This window comes from Panacagrimonas perspica (assembly GCF_004364935.1).
Taxonomy (GTDB): domain Bacteria; phylum Pseudomonadota; class Gammaproteobacteria; order Nevskiales; family Nevskiaceae; genus Panacagrimonas; species Panacagrimonas perspica.
The window spans coordinates 360675-375391 of record NZ_SOBT01000009.1 but is presented as its reverse complement, the minus strand read 5'-3'; the positions used below and the strand labels follow the sequence as shown (position 1 = coordinate 375391).

15 protein-coding genes are annotated in these 14717 nt (G+C 66.2%); 9 read left to right on the top strand and 6 right to left on the bottom strand.

All coding sequences use genetic code 11. From position 1 onward, the window contains the following. Window positions 1-25 precede the first annotated feature (25 nt). Window positions 26-1885, top strand: coding sequence for an RNA polymerase sigma factor RpoD (gene rpoD, locus DFR24_RS13235; RefSeq protein WP_133881875.1), 1860 nt, complete (start codon window positions 26-28; stop codon window positions 1883-1885). A 147-nt stretch (window positions 1886-2032) separates the two neighbouring features. Then, a complete protein-coding gene (locus DFR24_RS13230; protein ID WP_133881874.1) occupies window positions 2033-2779 on the top strand; it encodes a ParA family protein in 747 nt (248 codons plus the stop codon). 83 nt (window positions 2780-2862) lie between these two features. On the opposite strand, the gene DFR24_RS13225 is transcribed toward DFR24_RS13230, so the two are convergent. From DFR24_RS13225 to DFR24_RS13210, 4 genes are all read right to left on the bottom strand, one after another. After that, entirely contained in the window at window positions 2863-3828 is a 966-nt protein-coding gene (locus tag DFR24_RS13225; RefSeq protein WP_210772510.1) for an MBL fold metallo-hydrolase, read from the bottom strand. Then, complete coding sequence (locus DFR24_RS13220; protein ID WP_133881873.1) at window positions 3825-4916, bottom strand: 5-(carboxyamino)imidazole ribonucleotide synthase; 1092 nt, start codon at window positions 4914-4916, stop codon at window positions 3825-3827. The genes DFR24_RS13225 and DFR24_RS13220 overlap by 4 nt, the downstream gene beginning before the upstream one ends. Continuing rightward, on the bottom strand, window positions 4913-5428 hold the full coding sequence (purE, locus tag DFR24_RS13215; RefSeq protein WP_133881872.1) for a 5-(carboxyamino)imidazole ribonucleotide mutase: 516 nt from the start codon (window positions 5426-5428) through the stop codon (window positions 4913-4915). The genes DFR24_RS13220 and purE overlap by 4 nt, the downstream gene beginning before the upstream one ends. A gap of 109 nt (window positions 5429-5537) precedes the next feature. Further along, window positions 5538-6257 (bottom strand): SIMPL domain-containing protein, encoded by a 720-nt coding sequence (locus DFR24_RS13210; RefSeq protein ID WP_133881871.1) that lies wholly within the window; start codon window positions 6255-6257, stop codon window positions 5538-5540. Window positions 6258-6439: 182 nt separating this feature from the next. Here DFR24_RS13210 and sufT point away from each other — a divergent pair, with 182 nt between their 5' ends. The 5 genes from sufT (at window position 6440) to DFR24_RS13185 (ending at window position 11259) form a co-directional block, all read left to right on the top strand. After that, complete coding sequence (gene sufT, locus DFR24_RS13205; RefSeq protein WP_133881870.1) at window positions 6440-6985, top strand: putative Fe-S cluster assembly protein SufT; 546 nt, start codon at window positions 6440-6442, stop codon at window positions 6983-6985. 162 nt (window positions 6986-7147) lie between these two features. Next, window positions 7148-7759, top strand: a complete 612-nt coding sequence (locus tag DFR24_RS13200; RefSeq protein ID WP_133881869.1) for a YdbL family protein — start codon at window positions 7148-7150, stop codon at window positions 7757-7759. Between the two features lie 183 nt (window positions 7760-7942). Beyond that, window positions 7943-8923 (top strand): CobW family GTP-binding protein, encoded by a 981-nt coding sequence (locus DFR24_RS13195; protein WP_133881868.1) that lies wholly within the window; start codon window positions 7943-7945, stop codon window positions 8921-8923. Window positions 8924-9221: 298 nt separating this feature from the next. Continuing rightward, the gene (locus DFR24_RS13190) at window positions 9222-10382 is read left to right on the top strand and encodes an epoxide hydrolase family protein (protein WP_133881867.1); all 1161 of its coding nucleotides are present in this window, start codon (window positions 9222-9224) and stop codon (window positions 10380-10382) included. Between the two features lie 115 nt (window positions 10383-10497). Beyond that, window positions 10498-11259, top strand: a complete 762-nt coding sequence (locus DFR24_RS13185) for an SDR family NAD(P)-dependent oxidoreductase (RefSeq protein WP_133881866.1) — start codon at window positions 10498-10500, stop codon at window positions 11257-11259. Window positions 11260-11342: 83 nt separating this feature from the next. On the opposite strand, the gene DFR24_RS13180 is transcribed toward DFR24_RS13185, so the two are convergent. Then, entirely contained in the window at window positions 11343-11927 is a 585-nt protein-coding gene (locus tag DFR24_RS13180; RefSeq protein ID WP_133881865.1) for a peroxidase-related enzyme, read from the bottom strand. Between the two features lie 115 nt (window positions 11928-12042). On the opposite strand from DFR24_RS13180, the gene DFR24_RS13175 reads away from it, so the two are divergent. After that, window positions 12043-12894 (top strand): hypothetical protein, encoded by an 852-nt coding sequence (locus DFR24_RS13175; protein WP_133881864.1) that lies wholly within the window; start codon window positions 12043-12045, stop codon window positions 12892-12894. 110 nt (window positions 12895-13004) lie between these two features. Then, a complete protein-coding gene (locus DFR24_RS13170; protein WP_133881863.1) occupies window positions 13005-14186 on the top strand; it encodes a sterol desaturase family protein in 1182 nt (393 codons plus the stop codon). A 22-nt stretch (window positions 14187-14208) separates the two neighbouring features. Here DFR24_RS13170 and DFR24_RS13165 read toward each other — a convergent pair whose 3' ends face one another. Next, window positions 14209-14565, bottom strand: a complete 357-nt coding sequence (locus DFR24_RS13165) for a DUF1428 domain-containing protein (RefSeq protein WP_133881862.1) — start codon at window positions 14563-14565, stop codon at window positions 14209-14211. Window positions 14566-14717: the final 152 nt, after the last annotated feature.

Below are 14717 nucleotides of genomic sequence, written 5' to 3'. Positions count from 1 at the left end.
CAATGGTCCGTTCGACAGGCCGATCATGAGCCCTAACGCCGCCGAAAAGCAGTCCCAAATCAAAGTCTTGATCGCCCTGGGCAAGGAAAAGGGCTACCTCACTTATGCCGAGGTGGCCGACCACCTTCCCGAGGTCGTCGACTCCGAACAGATCGACGACATCGTCAGCATGATCGGGACGATGGGCATCAAGGTCATGGAAGAAGCTCCTGACCAGGAAGCCCAGCTCTTCTCCGAGCCTGCCGTCGTCGCGACGCAGGAAGAAGAAGAAGACGCCGCCGAAGAAGCCGCCGCGGCCATCGCCTCCAACGATGACCAGTTCGGCCGCACGACCGACCCGGTGCGCATGTACATGCGCGAGATGGGCAGTGTCGAGCTGCTCGACCGCGAAGGTGAAATCCGCATCGCCAAGCGCATCGAGGAGGGCCTCAACGAGGCGCTCTACGCGATGGCGATCTATCCCGAGACGATCGCCATCCTGCTCGAGGCCTACGACGCCGTGGGCGAGGGCAAGCGCCGTCTGGTCGACGTCGTGACCGGGTTCTTCGACCCGAATGCGCCGGTCGCGCCGCCTGAGCCGCCTCCCCCGATCGTCGAAGCGGCCGAGGAAGAAGAGGAAAAGGCCGAGGGTGTCGTCGTCGAAGGCGAGGAAGAGGAAGCCGAGCCCACCGGGCCGGATCCCGAGATGTGCCGCCTGAATTTCGAAGAACTGCAGAAGCTCTACGACAAGGCCTGGGCGGCGCTCGAGAAGTACAGCGCGGCGGACAAGAAGACCCAGGGCAAGCGCGAAGCCGTCGCCGACCTGCTGATGACCTTCAAGCTCTCGCCCAAGATCATCGACGAGATCACGCGCAATCTGCGCGGCAAGATCGAAGTGATCCGCGAGATCGAACGCTCCGTGATGCGCATCTGCTGCTCGGATGCCGGCATGACGCGTGAAGAGTTCCTCTCGAAGTATCGCGGCTCGTCGCCGACGGACCTCGAGTGGCTCGACAAGTCGATCCGCGCCAAGCGCAAGTACTCCGCGACGCTGGCCGTCAAGAAGCCGGAAGTCGAGGCGCTGCTGGCCCGGCTCACGCAGATCGAAGGCGACAACCTGATCTCGATCGACGAGATCAAGGACATCAACCGCCGCATGAACGTGGGCGAGGCCAAGGCCCGCCGCGCGAAGAAGGAAATGGTCGAGGCCAACCTTCGTCTCGTGATCTCGATCGCGAAGAAGTACACCAACCGCGGCCTGCAGTTCCTGGATCTGATCCAGGAAGGCAACATCGGCCTGATGAAGGCGGTCGACAAGTTCGAATACCGCCGCGGCTACAAGTTCTCCACGTACGCCACGTGGTGGATCCGCCAGGCCATCACCCGTTCGATCGCCGATCAGGCGCGCACCATCCGCATCCCGGTGCACATGATCGAGACGATCAACAAGCTCAACCGCATCTCGCGCCAGATGATCCAGGAAATGGGTCGCGAGCCGACGCCGGAAGAGCTGGCGGTGAAGATGGAGATGCCGGAGGACAAGATTCGCAAGGTCCTCAAGATCGCCAAGGAACCGATCTCGATGGAAACGCCGATCGGCGACGACGAGGATTCGCACCTCGGCGATTTCATCGAGGACACCAACGCGGTGTCGCCGCTGGAATCGGCCACGTCGCAGAGCCTCGCAGAAGCCACGCACCAGATCCTCGCGTCGCTCACGCCGCGCGAAGCCAAGGTGCTGCGCATGCGCTTCGGCATCGACATGAACACCGACCACACGCTGGAAGAAGTCGGCAAGCAGTTCGATGTCACGCGCGAGCGCATCCGCCAGATCGAGGCCAAGGCGCTGCGCAAGCTGCGTCATCCGAGCCGCGCGAACTACCTGCGCAGCTTCCTCGACGAGTAAGGCTTAACGCGCTTGAACGAACGGCCCCGCATTGCGGGGCCGTTTCATTTGGGCCGACCACCTGTGGATGCGGCATCGCGCCGGCCACGGTCGCGCGAGCAGTGCAGGGCGTGCTAAACCTTCCGCATCGCAGGGGAGGGATTCGTCGTGAAAACGCTCGCGATCTACAACGTCAAAGGCGGGGTGGGGAAGACGGCCGCCTCGGTGAACCTGGCCTATTTCGCGGCCGCCAGCGGGCTCAAGACACTGGTCTGGGACCTCGATTCCCAGGGCGCGTCGAGCTGGTATCTGCACGGCCAGCCGGGCGAGGAAAAGACCAAGAAGGTGCTCGCGGGCGAGACCCCCGTCGGGCGGCTGGTGAAGCCGACGCCGTTCGAAAACCTCAGCCTCATCCCCGCAGATTTTTCGTACCGCTATCTCGACGTCATGCTCAAGAAGGTGGAGCCGCCGCGTGAAGCGCTGCGCCGCCTGCTCAAGCCGTTCTCGGAAACGTATTCACTGGCGGTTCTGGATTGCCCGCCAAGCCTCTCGCACCTCGCCGACAACGTCTTCACCGCGGCCGACCTGATCCTGGTGCCGGTCGTGCCGACATGGTTGAGCCTGCGGGCGTACGAGCAGTTGCGGGATCACTTCAAGGCGGAAGGCTTCCCGGTGAAGAAGCTGCGGCCGTTCTACTCGATGGCGGACCGCCGGCGCGGGCTGCATCGCGAACTGCTGGAGGCGCCGCCCGAGATCATGAGCGCGCGGATGCAGGCGGTCGTCCCGTATTCGTCGAGCGTGGAGCGCATGGGCGAACGGCGCGCGCCGGTGGCCGCGTTCGCGCCGTCGGACGATGCGGCGGCGCTGGCGTATGCGGAGCTGTGGCTGGAGACGGCGAAGGCGCTGGGCGTCTGAAGCCCCCGTAGCCCGGGTGAAACCCGGGAGATTTTCTCGCAGATCGGGGAGAAGCCCCGGGTTTCACCCGGGCTACGCGACAGTCAGCCCCGCTTCGACTTCCTGAAATCCAGCCACGACCCGATGCCTTGCGCGTTGAGCGCGATGTCGTTGTCGAGCACCTGCGTCCATTGCGCCGGATCACCGCCCACACGGCGCGCTTCGTCGATCGCCATGCGCTCGACCCCTGCGGCGAGGCCTGCTGCGCGTTGCGCGGCGTCCGCACAGCCTTCCCATTGAAGGCCCAGCTGGGCGTGCGCCTCGACCAGCCGGTGCAGATCGACGCCTTTCTGCGGAATGCCGGTGATCTCGCTGTAGTGCGTCAGGTAGATCGCGCGCGGCTGGAGTGCCAGCAGCTTGTCGATGGACGCGTGCAGCGCGGGCGGGTCGAACTGCGTCGGCGTCGTGCTCGGGAAGATGAACTGCTCGCCGCCCTGGTCGAGTTCGCGATACGAGATGCCGAAGGTGTCGCCGGCGAAGATCGCGCGGGCCTGTTCGTCGTGCACGCAGAAGTGATGCTTGGCGTGGCCGGGCGTGTCGATGAAGGTCAGCTTGCGGCCGGCCAGCGAAACACTCGATCCGTCGGTGCCTTCGATGAGGCGTTCGCGCGGGATCGGCACCAGCTCGCCGTAATCGCGACGGGCGCGTTCTTCGCCGTAGACCTCCAGCGTCGCCGCCCAGACTTTCGACGGATCGAGCATGTGCGGCGCGCCGCGCGGATGCACGACCGCCGTGGCATGGGGCAGCGAGCGCATCAGCAGGCCCGCGCCACCGGCGTGGTCGAGATGCACGTGCGTCAGGATCACGTAGTCGACCGCGTCGACGCCGAGGCCCAGCCGGGCCAATGCTTCGAGCATGCGCGGCACGGACAGGCCGGTGCCGGTGTCGACGAACGCGGCGCGGCCCTTCTCGACGATCAGGTGAATCGCGTCGAGGCGCGGCCGCACATAGCCCGAGTCGATGGCGTGGATGCCATGCGCGCAGGCCTGCAGGCCGATGTCGCCGTTCACGACGACGACGGCGGAATCAGGGCTTCGAGCAGGGCGCGTCGTTCGAGCAGCTCGGCTTCCGACGCGGCCGTGATCGTGGCGTGCCCGACTTTGCGCTGCGGCTTGGGCGCCTTGCCGTAGAGATGCACGTGCACGCCCGGGATCGCGGCGAGCGCAGTGGTGGGCGGGGCGTCGCCGATGAAATTGAACATCAGCGAAGGCCCGCGCAACGCGGTGGAACCCAGCGGCAGCCCGGCGATCGCGCGCAGATGGTTCTCGAACTGCGAGATCTCGGCGCCTTCGATGGTCCAGTGCCCGGAGTTGTGGACGCGCGGTGCGATCTCGTTGCCGTAGAGCTTGCCGTCGGCGACGAAGAATTCGAACGCGAGCACCCCGACATAGTCGAGATGCTCGGCCACTCGCCGCGTGTGCGTCTCGGCCTCGGCCTGCAGCGGATCGTCCTGGCGCGGTGTCGACACGCGCAGGATGCCGTCGTGATGAACATTCTCGACGACCGGGTAGAACACCATCGTGCCGTCACGCCCGCGCACCGCCAGGCACGACAGCTCGCGCTCGAACGGCACGAAGGCTTCGCAAATCAGCGGCTGCCCGGCGAGCTTCTCCCAGGCGGCGTCGAGGTCGGCCTCGGTGCGCAGCACCGCCTGGCCCTTGCCGTCGTAACCCATGCGCCGCGTCTTGAGCACGCAGGGCAGGCCGATGTTGCGCACGGCCAGGTCCAGCGCCTCGCGCGCGGCCACCGGCATGTAGCGCGGCACCGGAATCTTCAGCGCGTCGAACATGCGCTTCTCGCCGAGCCGGTCCTGGCCGGCGCCGAGCGCCTTGGGCGGGGGATACATCGGTACGCGTGCGGCCACGAATTCCGCGACCTTGGCTGGCACGTTCTCGAACTCGTAGGTGGCCAGCTCGCAGGCATCGCAGAACTGCGCGAGCACGGCCTCGTCGGTGTAGTCGGCGTGCAGGTGATCGCCCAGCGGCGCGGCACAAGCCTCAGCGGCCGGATCGAGGAACACGAAGTCGAAGTCGAGCGGATAGCCTGCCAGCGCGAGCATCCGACCCAGCTGCCCGGCGCCAAGAATTCCGATCTTCATTCGAGTGAGAGCGGTTCGTCCGTCAGCACTTTTTCGGTCTGTGCCGCGCGCCAGCCATCGAGACGCTGGGCCAGCAGCGGATCCTCGATGGCCAGGATGCTGGCGGCGAGCAGGGCGGCGTTGATGGCGCCCGCACGGCCGATGGCGAGCGTCGCCACCGGAATGCCGGCCGGCATCTGCACGATCGAGAGCAGCGAATCCAGGCCGTTGAGCGCCTTGGACTGCACCGGCACCCCGAGCACCGGCAGGCGCGTCTTGGATGCGCACATGCCCGGAAGATGGGCGGCGCCACCGGCGCCCGCGATGATCACCTTGAGCCCGCGATCGACTGCGCTGCCGGCGTAGTCGAACAGCAGATCGGGTGTGCGGTGCGCCGAGACCACGCGGGCCTCGTGCGGGATGCCCAGGTCGGTCAGCGTCTGGGCGGCGTGCGACATGGTTTCCCAGTCCGAGCGCGAGCCCATGATCAGGCCCACGACGGGGGGCGGAGCAGCGGATTTGGTTCGGGCCATGACCGAGCGGGCAGCGGCAAAGCGGAATTATGACCGTGCCCGCAGGGTTTTGGCGTCCCGGGGCGCGCCCCAGGCGTGCGGATCGCGCCGCGTACGGGAGCGGCTACGGCTACGGCAGGTCCAGCTCGAACTCGGCGTTGACGGTGGCGCTGTAACGAATCTCGCCGGCGTTGATGCCCATGTCCTGGTTGCCGCCACCCCCGGCGTCGGAGCGCATCATCATCATCTTGGGCATCGGCGGCTGCGGGCCGGATTCCGAGGCGCTGATGGAGTGCACCGCGCCCACGCGCACGCCCAGCGTGTCGGCCACGATCTTGGCGCGCACCTGCGCGTCCTGCGTGGCCTTCACCAGCGCCTGCTGCTGGATCTCCTTAGCCTTCGACGATTCGAGCTGCGGCGGCTGCACCTGGTTCACGCCGGCCTTGGTGGCGCCCATGACGACGTCGCCGAGGCGGTTGAGGTCCAGTACCAGGACATCGATGTCGCGGCTCACGCGGTAGCCCACGAGGCGATTGCTGCGGTCCTTCTCCTCCCAGACGTACTCCGGGTTGATGCTCACGCCGGTGGTGTTCACGTTCTCGTCGCGCAAGCCGAGCGCGCGCGCCTCGGTCAGGAACGTGCGCACGACGGTGTTGACCTGGGATTCGGCGGCCGCCAGGTCGGGGCTGAGCTGGGTGACGCCCAGGCGCACGCGGGCGCGATCGGGGATGACGCTGGCCTCGCCGGTGCCGCTGACGTTGACGTGCCGGTGCGGCGGCTCTTCGGCCTGCAGCGTGGGGGCGGCCAGCAGGCCCATCAAAAGGACCAGCGGGAGCGGGCTCAGCTTCATTTTCGGCGTCCTGGACAGGGATTCGGGCCGCCATGATGCCCGCCCAAACTGGACGCCGCATGACCGGATTCCGTCCCTCGTGGATGCGGGTCGCGGACGCCGGGGGTTAACATGCGTACCCCTTCGCGACGCCTCTTCTCCGTCCGTTCGCCCATGCCGTCCGTTTCGCCTCCGAGCCGTTGATGTCCAGCCCTGAAACCGTGCAGCTCACCCGTGACGTGATCGGCGTGCTGATCCCGCAGGGCACCAAGGTCGAGTTGCCCGAAGCGGCGGATGCCGAGATCACGCAGGCGCTCGGCGGAAGTTTCACCGTGCTCGTGCAGGGTCACCTGTTCCGCATCGACGGCAAGGACGCGGACGCGCTGGGCAAGGAAGTGGTGCGCGGGCCGGAGCTCTCGGAAGACGCCGGCGACGCCGAGATCGAGAAGGCCGTGTGGTCGCAGCTGCGTACCTGCTACGACCCGGAGATTCCGGTCGACATCGTCGAGCTGGGGCTGGTCTACGAGTGCAAGCTCGAAGCGCTGGACGACGGCAATCGCAAGGCCGTGGTCCGCATGACCTTGACCGCGCCCGGCTGCGGCATGGGCGACATCCTGGTCGCGGATGTGAAATCCAAGGTGCTGCAGGTCCCGCGCGTGACCGAGGCGGACGTGGAGCTCACCTTCGATCCGCCGTGGACGCGCGACATGATGTCGGAGGCGGCGCAGCTGGCGGTGGGTTTCATCTAGGGCATGTCGTAGCCCGGACGAAGTCCGGGGTTGCGCTTCGACTTGCGAGAAAGATCCCGGACTTCGTCCGGGCTACGGTGGGGGCAACTCCCGTTCAAGCGCCGCTCATCACGCGCCTGCCTATACTTCGCCGTCCGAAAAATCGTGTCCCGGAGTACCCGTATGAATCGTCTGACCGCCCTGCTTCTCGCCGCCAGCGGCCTCGTGCTCGCTGCCTGCGTGACGATCAACGTCTACTTCCCCGCGGCTGCCGCGCAGGCAGCCGCTGATCGCGTGATCGACGAGGTCTGGGGCGGGCAGGCGGCGCCGGCACCGATCACGCCCGCACCGGAAGCGGCACCGACGTCGCGCCTCGAAGTCCCCGCCATGCGCGACCTCGCGGTGCAGGTGCTGGACTTCGTGATGCCGGTGGCGCGCGCCGCGGAGCCCAATCTCGACATCGCGTCGCCGGAGATCCAGCGCCTGACCGACAGCATGGAAGCGCGCTTCGCCGATCTGTCGCCGTACTACGCCTCGGGCGCCGTCGGCATGGTGGCGGACGGCTTCATCGTCGTGCGCGATGGCAATCTGGTTCCGCTGCCCGAGCGCAACAAGGTCCGCACGCTGGTCGCCAACGAGAATGCGGACCGTGCCGCGCTGTACCACGAACTCGCGGTGGCCAACGGCCAACCGCAGTGGGAGGCGCAGATCCGCGGCGTGTTCGCCAAGCGCTGGATCGCTCGCGCGAAGTCCGGCTGGTACGTGCAGGACGGCAGCACCTGGAAGCAGAAGTAAGGCTTCGTGGCCCGGGCGAAGCCCGGGATTCCACTTCGACTCGCGAGGAAAATCACGGACTTCGTCCGGGCTACGGATTACCGGACGCCGTCCCACCTTTCCGGGTAAGGGCGAGTCCGTAGACCCGTTGCGGCCTGTGCTCGGTATGCTCTGCGGTCCCGATCGCCGCCGACGTCTTCCCCCGTGCTCAACCCGCTCGCCCGCTACCCCGAAGTCCAGGCTGCCAGTGGCCGGCAGATGCTGCCGATCACGCTCATCAGCGGGTTCCTCGGCGCCGGCAAGACCACCTTGCTCAACAGCCTGCTGACGCAGGGCGATGGCCGTCGTCTGGCGGTGCTCGTCAACGACTTCGGCGAGTTGAACATCGACGCCAAGCTGATCGTGAAGGTCGAGGGCCAGCAGATGGAGCTGGCCAACGGCTGCATCTGCTGCTCGATCCGCGACGACCTGGTGGCCGGCGTCGAGAACCTGCTGGCCACCGAGCCGCCGCCCGAGCAGTTGCTGATCGAAACCAGCGGCGTGTCGGACCCGATCAACATCGTCTGCACGTTCAACACGGCCAAGGTGCGCCGCAAGATCTTCCTGGAGAACGTGGTCACCGTCGTCGACGCGGTACACGCGCTCGATGCACGCGACACCGAGTACGCGCAGCTGTTCGAACGCCAGATCCGCGGTGCCTACATGATCGTGCTCAACCGTACGCAGGCCGCCGGCCCGGAGCAGACGCAGAAGGTCCGCAAGATGATCACGGACCTGCTACCGACCGCGTCGATCTTCGAGACCGACAACGGATCCGTGCCCTTGCAGGTGCTGCTCGGCGACAGCCGCCTGGGGCAGTCCACGTTCCGGCCCGAGGCGGTGATGGACCCGGCCTCGCATCCGTTCGAGAGCATGGTCTATCGCAGCGACAAGCCGCTCCGCCGGATGGAATTCATCCGCACGATGAAATCGCTCACCGATACCGTGTATCGCGCGAAGGGCTTCCTAAACTTCAAGAACTATCCGCTGACCACGCTCTACCAGAAGGTCGGCAGCTTCGAGTCCTACGTCGACGGCAGCGCCTGGGGCGTCTCCACGCCGCGCACCGAGCTCGTGCTGATCGGTGTCAGCAGCCGCTTCGATCGCGAAGCGCTGACGGCTGCGCTGGACGCCTGCGTCGGCTAGCGGCGCTAGCGGAGCCGGGTGGGGGAATCCGGCGCGTGCGTGCATCGCCTGCCTGTGCGGCTCGACAGTGAAGATCACGCCGGGGCAGTTTCCGTATCTGCATGCGCGTGTCGCTTCGTGCTGCGGTCGGCTCGGCATGACGGTCGCGCCGGATGCGTACCTGATGTACGCGGATCGCCGCGCGGATCGGGTTGCTGCTCGAGGCGTATCGAGGGACTAAGGGCTACCCCGCGGGGTGGTCCCGCTGCGCTTTCGAGCGGGCTAGGCTTCGGGCTCGCCCCGCAGCCAGGATCCGGTCATGCCGATCGAACCGTTCAAGATCGATATTCCAGACAGCACGCTCCAGGATCTGAAGGAGCGCCTCGCGCGCACGCGCTGGCCGGACGATTTCGGCAACGACCAGTGGCAGTACGGTGCCAACACGTCGTACATGAAGGAGCTGTGCGCGTACTGGGAAAAGCAGTACGACTGGCGAGCGGCGGAACGCGAGATGAATGCGTTCTCGCATTTCCGCACGACGGTGGAAGGCATTCCGATCCACTTCATCCACGAACGCGGCAAGGGTCCCAATCCGAAGCCGCTGATCATGAGCCACGGCTGGCCGTGGACGTTCTGGGACCTGAAGAAGGTCATCCGCCGTCTGACCGATCCGGCCGCGTTCGGCGGTGATCCGAAGGATTCCTTCGACGTCGTCGTGCCCTCGCTGCCGGGCTACGGTTTCTCCACGCCGCTGCGCACCACCGGCATCAACTTCTGGCGCACCGCGGATCTGTGGGTCGATCTGATGAACCAGATCGGCTATCCGAAGTTCTACGCCGAGGGTGGCGACTGGGGCGCGCTGGTGACCGCGCAGCTCGGCCACAAGTACGCCGATCGCGTGCTCGGCGTGTACCTGCATCTGATCCTGCCGCTGACGGTCTTCCAGGATGCCGGTGCGCCGCCCGAGGACTACATCGGCCCCGCCGAACAGGCCCTGCTGAAGAAGAATCTGCACTTCTTCGCCGAGGAGAGCGGTTACTCCGCGATCCAGTGCACCAAGCCGCAGTCGATGGCCATCGGCCTCAACGACTCGCCGGCGGGACTGGCGTCGTGGCTCGTGGAGAAGCGCCGCAAGTGGGCGCACACCAACGGGGACGTCGAGTCGCGCTTCACCAAGGACGAGCTCTGCACGATCGCGACGCTCTACTGGGTGACGCAGAGCTACGGCACCTCGGCGCGCTACTACTACGAGTGCACGCACAACCCCTGGAAGCCCTCGCACGACCGCATGCCGGTCGTCGAAGCTCCGACGGGCCTGGCGTACTTCGAGCACGAGGTGGCGAACATGCCGCGCAAGTGGAGCGAGCGGATGCACAACCTCAAGCATTACTCGACGTTCGACAAGGGCGGCCACTTCGCGCCGATGGAAGAACCCGAAGCGCTGGTGGACGACATCCGGAAATTCTTCCGGACGCTGTAGAGCAGAGCCACCGTAGCCCGGGCGAAGCCCGGGATCCCGTTCCGTCGATCCGTACTAGTCCCGGGTTTCACCCGGGCTACGATCGGGCGAACGTCTCCGTTTATTCTCGAACGCCATGACCGACCTCAGCCGCTCCATCGCCGGACTCACCGCCCTCGTCACCGGCGCCGGCAGCGGCATGGGACGCGCCACCGCGCTGCTGTTCGCGGCGCAGGGTGCGAATGTCGCCGTCACCGATCGGGATGCCGCCTCCGCCGAGGCCGTCGCGCAGGAAGCCGGCGATCGCGCGAAGGCCTGGTCGCTGGACGTCGCCGACCCGGCGCAGATCACGCGGGTCGTCGGCGAGATCGCTGCTCATTTCGGCCGGCTCGACATCGTCGTCAACAACGCCGGCGTGATGGGGTTCTGCAAGCTCGACGATCCGGCCTACGACGAAACCTGGCTGCGCACGCAGGCGATCAATCTCACGGCGCACCAGCGCATCGTGCGGGCCGCGTTGCCGTGGCTGCGCAAGTCGCCGGCGGCGCGCATCGTCAACATCGCGTCCACCGAAGCGCTCGGCGCCACACCCGACGACAGCGCCTACGTCGCATCGAAGGCGGGCGTTGCGGGCCTGACGCGGGCGCTTGCCGTGGACCTGGGCCGCGACGGCATCACCGTGAACTGCATCTGCCCGGGCCCGATCGAAACCGCGATGACCGGTTTCGTGCCGGACGCCGACAAGCAGGTCTATGCGCGTCGTCGCACGGCGCTACGCCGTTACGGCAGGCCCGAGGAAGTGGCGCACATGACCTTGAGCCTGTGCCTGCCGGCGGCGTCGTACATCACGGGGGCGGTGATTCCGGTCGACGGCGGATTGATGGCGCGCAACGCGTAACCGTAGCCCCGGGTGAAACCCGGGATTGCGCTCCGTCATCGAGGGAACCCCGGCTCTTTCGCTCCGCGAAATTCAACACCCGGCTACGCCTTCGGCGTTCGTCCCATCGTGTAGAACTCGTCGTTCGGCCGCAGCCCAAACACGTTGGCGATGCGGTTCGACATCGCGAAGAACGCGCTGATCGAGCCGATGTCCCACGCGTCCTCGTCGTCGAAGCCGTGCGCCTTGAGCTCCGCGAAATCGTCTTCGCCGATCTCCTGGGCCCGCTGTGATGCCTTCACGGCGAACTCCAGCATCGCCATCTGCCGCGGCGTGACGTCGGCCTTGCGGTAGTTGGTCGCGACCTGATCCGCAATCAGCGGATTCTTCGCGCGGATGCGCAGGATCGCGCCGTGGGCAACGACGCAGTACTGGCACTGATTCAGGCCCGAGGTCGCCACGACGATCATCTCGCGGTCCGCCTTGCTCAGACCGCCGCCCGGCTTCTCCATCAAGGCGTCGTGGTAGGCGACGAACGCGCGGAACTCCTCCGGACGATGCGCGAGCGCGAGGAACACGTTGGGAACGAAGCCCGCCTTGTCCTGCACGGCGAGGATGCGGTCGCGCACATCGGGCGGAAGTTCGGCGAGCTCCGGAACCGGGAAGCGGCTGATGGGTCTGGTGGTCATGGCGTCGGTCCTCGTGAGCGTCTGCGTTGGCCGCGGACTGTAACAACGGTCGCTTCGCTGATGCGACGCAGGCGCCTCCCGCGGCGGGTTTGCCCTCATGTAGGCTGCGCCCACCGTGCGCGCCGTGCTCTATTCGATCTTCTTCGTGTGTATCGCCGTCATCGTCAGCACGGTGATGCTCGGCTACCGCGCGCGCCTGCTGCAGACGATGCCCGCGCGCCCGCCGACCGAATTTCCGCCCGAAGGCGAATACGAGATTCCGCCAGTTCCTGCGTTTCCGTCCGACCGGCCGGCCCCGGCGAAGAGCACCCCGGCAGTGCCCGCGGCCCCGGTGGAAACCGATCCGCGCCCGGCGCGCCCGCGGATGGATTTCCTGATGCGGCAGAAGATCGACACCGAGCGCTTCAATCGCGTGCTCAAGCGCTTCTACCCGGGTGAACTCGACGCGCCGGATGCGGCGCTGAGGCTCGTGATCCGCGTGGGTCCGGACGGCAAGGTCGAGGACGCGAAGACGGAGGAATCCACGTTCGCCCGTCCGGAATTCGAAGCGGCGCTGATCGACGAGGTGAAGCGCACGAAATATCCCGAGGACGATCGCTATCGATCGACGTCCTTCGCGTTCGAGTTCAAGTCGGTAAAGCCGCTGCCGAGACGGCCGCTCGCGGAAGCCGAAGCCGGCCGCGATGCCTTGCTGGCGCGGATCGAGAAGCGTCGCGCGGCGATCTTCGCGACATCGGCCGTGCCGGCGGACGCCGGGCTGAAAGTGGTGTATCGCGTACTGCCTTCGGGTGCGGTGGACGAGGCGAAGGTGGCTTCGTCGAGCTATCGCTCGACGGCATTCGGCAGGGCCGTGGTGGAAGAGATCCGCAAGCTGCGGTTCGCCGCCAATCCGGCGTACGCGCCGACGGAATTCACGTATGAGTACGCGGAAGGCAGCGCGGGCAAGGGGAACAGCGGGCGGCCTTAGCAGGCGGCGGCCAGCGGTTTCCGATCCCCGGGGCGCGGGGGCGACGCAAGCTCCCCATCGCGCGCCGGAACTTGGCTGATAATGCGGGCATCGGTCAGGGAGGCCGCCTCATGTCCCTCGAATCCTGGGTCACCAAGACGTTCGCCAGCGACGAGCCAGCCGGTTTCGGCTACGGCTGGATCAGCGGAACCTTGTCGATTTTCCTCGGCGCGCTGTCGATCTTCGCGGTGCTGTGTTTCCGCTGGCCCGATTACTTCGTCATGGAGGAGATGCGCGGGAAGTATCCGATCCCGCTGATGCGCGCGATCCTCGAACTCTCGATCGGCCTGTCGTTCTTCCTTGCGTTCCTGAGCGCGATGCTGCGTCGCAAGAAGGTGCTCGCGGTGAGCGGCATCCTGCTCGCACTGGTGGCGGTGGCGCTCGGCGGGTCGGATGCGGCGCTGGGCAGCTACAGCGAGAACCGCAGGATCTACCTTGGGCTGGACTGGTTCATCCTCACCTTGCTGGTGCTGACGCTGATCTTCGTGCCGATGGAGCGCATCTTCCCGTACCGGCGCGAGCAGAGCGTGTTCCGGCGCGGCTGGTTGACGGACATCCAGCACTTTTTCGTCAGCCACCTGCTGGTGCAGGTCCTCACCTACCTGACCCTGCTGCCGGCGACGGTGATCTTCGCGTGGCTGATCGGGCCGCAGCTGCAGACGGCGGTGCAGTCGCAGCCGCTGTGGCTGCAGTTCATCGAGATCATGATCGTCGCGGACCTGGCGGAGTACGCCATCCACCGCACGTTCCACACGACCGCTTGGCTGTGGCGCATCCACGCCGTGCACCACTCGGTGGAACACATGGACTGGATCGCGGGTTCGCGCCTGCATCTGCTGGAGATCGTCGTCTTCCGCGGCGGCACGTTCCTGCCGCTGTACATCTTCGGCTTCTCGCAGCCGGCGGTGTACGCCTACCTTGCGTTTGTGTCCTTCCACGCGGTGTTCCTGCACACGAACACCGGCTTCCGGCTGGGCTGGCTGGAGCACGTCATCGCGATGCCACGCTTTCACCACTGGCATCACAGCTCGGAATACGAGGCGCTGGACAAGAACTTCGCGCTGCACTTCCCGGTGATCGATCAGATCTTCGGCACCAAGCATTTGCCGGACGGCCGCTGGCCCAAGACCTATGGCGTTCTCGGCTACAAGCTGCCGGAAGGCTGGTGGGCGCAGCTGCTGTGGCCGTTCCGCAAGGACGGCAAGGCGCCTCCCGCCGTCGAAGCCCACGAGCCCAAGCCGCAGGACGGCTGAGGCTCGTGATCCGAGACCTTCGTCAGCCGCTGACGAAGGTCTTGAAGCCGCCGAAGATCAGGCGCTTGCCGTCGAACGGAATATTCTTCGGATCCATTCCCTGCATGAAGGGATCCTGCATGACCTTCGCATTCACCTTGTCGCGCTGCGCGCGCGACTTGTAGACGATCCACGCGAAGACGACGACCTCGTCCGGCTTGAGCTTCACGCTCTGTGGAAACGAGGTCCACTTTCCGGGCTTCACGTCGTCTTCGATGCACTCGACATACTCGAGCGCGCCGTGCTCGCGCCAGATCTTCGAAGCCTTGCGCGCGAGCTTGCGATAGTCATCCAGCTTCGCGCGGGGGACCGGCAGCACGAATCCATCGACGTAGGCCATGGGTTCCTCCTGGGTGTTCTTCGTGGGGACGGGAAGTATGACGCGGGAAGCAGGCCTCCCTGCACGGGCGTCATGCAAATCACAAGGGCATCCGTGAAGAACGCATGGCTGCGGCAGCGCGAGGATCGCGGGACCTGCTGAATTCGCGGCGC